This window comes from Marinagarivorans sp. (assembly GCF_982758155.1).
The window spans coordinates 1,874-5,355 of the sequence record NZ_CEXWTU010000285.1; the positions used below are offsets into that span (position 1 = coordinate 1,874).

Annotated in this window: 2 protein-coding genes and 1 pseudogene; 1 reads left to right on the plus strand and 2 read right to left on the minus strand. The window is 42.6% G+C overall.

The genetic code is table 11. The features are described 5' to 3' along the window. Window positions 1–475, plus strand: a pseudogene (locus AC3A8L_RS19465) (hypothetical protein); the annotation flags it as partial. Window positions 476–607: 132 nt separating this feature from the next. Here AC3A8L_RS19465 and AC3A8L_RS19470 read toward each other — a convergent pair. Next, on the minus strand, window positions 608–1,306 hold the full coding sequence (locus tag AC3A8L_RS19470; RefSeq protein WP_487963936.1) for a putative porin: 699 nt from the start codon (window positions 1,304–1,306) through the stop codon (window positions 608–610). 96 nt (window positions 1,307–1,402) lie between these two features. Next, on the minus strand, window positions 1,403–3,430 hold the full coding sequence (locus AC3A8L_RS19475; protein ID WP_487963937.1) for a hypothetical protein: 2,028 nt from the start codon (window positions 3,428–3,430) through the stop codon (window positions 1,403–1,405). Window positions 3,431–3,482: the final 52 nt, after the last annotated feature.

Here is a 3,482-nt window from a genome sequence, read left to right on the forward strand (position 1 = left end):
GTTACACAACCCTATGCATAATAATCTTGTATCACTCGATATATCAATGAATAAAGACTTAGAGTTTTTGAATCTTTGGGGTAATGAGCTGGCGGAGCTTGACATCTCGCTTAATAAAGAATTGAAAAGTGCTGAGCTGGGTAAGAACCAGTTCACAGATATAGACCTGTCGAAAAATGAAGCCCTTGAATTTCTTAGCTTTAAAAATAATAAATTGTCTAGCCTTGATGTTTCAGCGAATGTGGCTCTGACCGATTTACATGTCGATTTTAATCAGCTTGCAGAGTTGGATGTATCGTCAAATAAAAAATTGACTGATTTGACGGTTGGATTTAATCAGTTGACTGCTATGGATGTATCTGCGAACTCCTTGTTAGTGAATTTGTTTTTACAAGGAAATCTAATCTCATGTGATGAGGTTGCAGATCTTGTAGAGCAATATCCATCTGCAGCTACAGACTGCGTTGACGGTTGAACTCTGAAATTCCATTTTTCTGGATACTTACTTACTTGCATGCCTGTAAGGCCTGTTTTCTGTAATGTTTTAGTCATTGTGTTGTATAAAAAGGGCTGTTTAAAATAGCCCTTTTTTCAGTGAGTGTGCTATTTAAAAGCGAACTGCAGCACCAATTCCCCAAGTGTCGTCGTACTCGCCAAACATATAGCTGGCGTGTACGCTGAAGCGATCGGCGAAAAACTTTTCAGCTTTAATGGTGTAATCTGTATCAACGGTGTTAGCAATAATGGCGCCTAAGCTAAAGCTTGGGCCAAAGTAATAATCAAATTCAAGGCTTACAGTGTCATCCACTTCATTATCGTAATAACCCAATTCAATATTAATGGCATCACCACCGGCTAGGTCGGCAACGTACTTACCTTGCAGGTTAAAATCGTAGCCTGGTTCATCCCAATATTGTGTTGTAATACGCAGGCCTTCTATTGGGGTAACACCTAGAGTCAAACCCCAATCGCCATCACCAGCGCTTATGTATTGCGCGCCAAGAAATAAATAGGCTTTAGGGATGTAGAGTTCGCCACCGATGAAGCTGGCATTTTCGCTGTCGGCACCATCGTAATCTTCGTTTACGTAGGCTGCATAAATATTGCTTTTACGCTCCATGTAGGCTGATTCTCTTAAGGCGTGACCTTCAGTTTCAACTTTACTAAAGAATGCTTGGCCTAATATACCGGCAGCACTGGCTGCATCATTCGCTTCGTACTCTACACCAATTTCATATTGGTAATCTTGAGCGGCTACACTGGATGATGCTAATGCAACTAATGATGCGGCTAATAACTTTTTCATTTTTCTTCCTTTTGAATATAACATTTTTTAAGAGTTGGAGAATTTAAGGGTTTTAAAATGCGGGCTCACGTCCTACGTTTACCCGCGGATTTTCAATTATGGTGTTACGACTTCTTTATCCACAAAAACTTGGAAAGTGCTGGATAAGAATTCGATGTTGTTACCCACTGCTACACGAATTTCTTGATCAATATCGCCGGCGGGTAGTGTCCAAGTAAGGGTTGCCGATGTTGCATCACCGGCAGTGCCGTCAGAGATTGTTGCAACACAAGTTTCATTGCCCCAGCTTGTGGTGTCGGTTGTGGCATAACAGGTGACTTGGTCGTACTCATCACGCGTCCAATCAATATCGAAAGTTAGCGTTTGCGTTTCAATGGCATGCGCATCGGCATTGGCTATCGCGCTGGCATTGTCGAGCAATGCAGTCACAGCATCATTATCCGTACGATTTATGCTTGGGAACTCAATGGGTATTTGCACGATACCGCGCATATTGTCGTCGGCAACAATAACCAGTGATTGATCATCTGTAACATCTAAGCCCTGTGCGCTATCTTCGGTATGTAAAACACCTTCCAGGACTAGGTTGGTAGGATCTGAAGCGTTAAGAATTTGTACTCCACCGAAAGTGGCGTTCGCAATATATAAACGCTTGCCTACGGGTAGAATTTCTTCTGGGTTATCGGGTAGGGTATAAATCGCTTGGCGAGCTACGCTGGCTGGGTCAATGAGGTCTTCCCATTTTTCTGAACTGCTATCGGGGTCTGAATCGATTTGATCAATGGGTTTTATAAAATCGACGGCTAAAATACCAAAGGGTGCTTTGGCTCGGTAATCGTCTCTGTCAGAAACCGTCTTTAATTTTGAGTCATAACCAAATCCGGCAAAGCATGTTTGCTGGTTGTTGGTGATAGCTGCTGCTTGCACAACACTAATGTCTGGTGTTTCGAAATTCAATCGTGAATAATTGCCATTTTCCCCAGTTGCATCAGCTAACCAGCATCCTTCCCCTTCGCTTGCAAGCCTGCCCGCACCAAGCAAACGACTTCCTGATGCAGTAAAGCCGGTGTCATAAAAATAAATATTAGTTAAGGGGCTCTTGGGGCCTTTATTTTCTTTGGCCTCAATAACGGACCATCGGTTATAACGACTGCCTTGATTCAAATATGCTATCTCATCATTAATAAACGCAATGTCATAAGCGTAATTAGGTGCAAATTTTTCTAGCGTTGGAATCGGAGTCGCTATCGATTCGTTTTTAATGCGGTATGTACCGGTACTGCCTGTTGAATTATAGAGCGTGTATATGTCACCTTGAAACTCCTCTAGGCGCAATTTGTTTTCAACTTTAAATGCACTAGAGTAATCAAGTGTATTAATAGACCAAGTGTCGCTGCCGAGGGAATCCAAAAATAATAAATTAGACCCTTTATCACTGCGAGCCTGAGTGACTACTGCATAGGTACCTACATTAGGTACTTCAACTAATTCAACATCACTTGCGGAAAGTGGAGGGTTAGGGCTTTGGCCTGCTTGCACGTTTTCGAAATATTCCTCAACCCAATTAGTTGCCATGGCTGGAGTGTCTTGGCTTGAGAGGTCTGCAATACTGAATGATTGATCACCCACTATATATGCGCGTTGACCAAGAGTATTCACGCTTACATCTGTTGCGCGCATCGGCGTTTGATAATACGTTTTGAGTGATAATTTTTCTGCATTATTCCCATCGAGTAATTGCAAACCTTGCTGCCCTGATGCGACAAAAGTCATTCCGTTTTGAGTGACTAAGCCTAAGGCTTGATCTGGTGAGCTAAAACGTAAGTTGGCTAAACGCTCGCCATCCTCAACATTTCTTACGTCAATTTTTTCAACAGCAGAGTAGTGATTGGCGGCTTGTACATTCTCGCCGCTAAATTTTGCTTGAAAACTGAGATAGACTGAACTTCCACTTTCATCAATAGCTACATGGAGGCGACCTTTAACGCCAGAGTTCATTTTAGTTGCTTCCACTTCAAATTCTGCTGCAACAGAGCCATCGTCAGCAAAATGGATAACGGTGATGTGGTATAAATCTACAACAACCGCGACTTTACCGTCTGCACTAACGTCAAGTGTTCCCATGTTGCCGTCGGTAGAGCCTGTTGTGGCTGCCCAGATCGATGTGAATTAGCTA

What these genes read in the sequence shown, in the direction of transcription:
- AC3A8L_RS19470 (WP_487963936.1), bottom strand. Translation starts at nt 1,306, where the DNA reads ATGAAAAAGTTATTAGCCGCATCATTAGTTGCATTAGCATCATCCAGT.
- AC3A8L_RS19475 (WP_487963937.1), bottom strand. Translation starts at nt 3,430, where the DNA reads ATGGGAACACTTGACGTTAGTGCAGACGGTAAAGTCGCGGTTGTTGTA.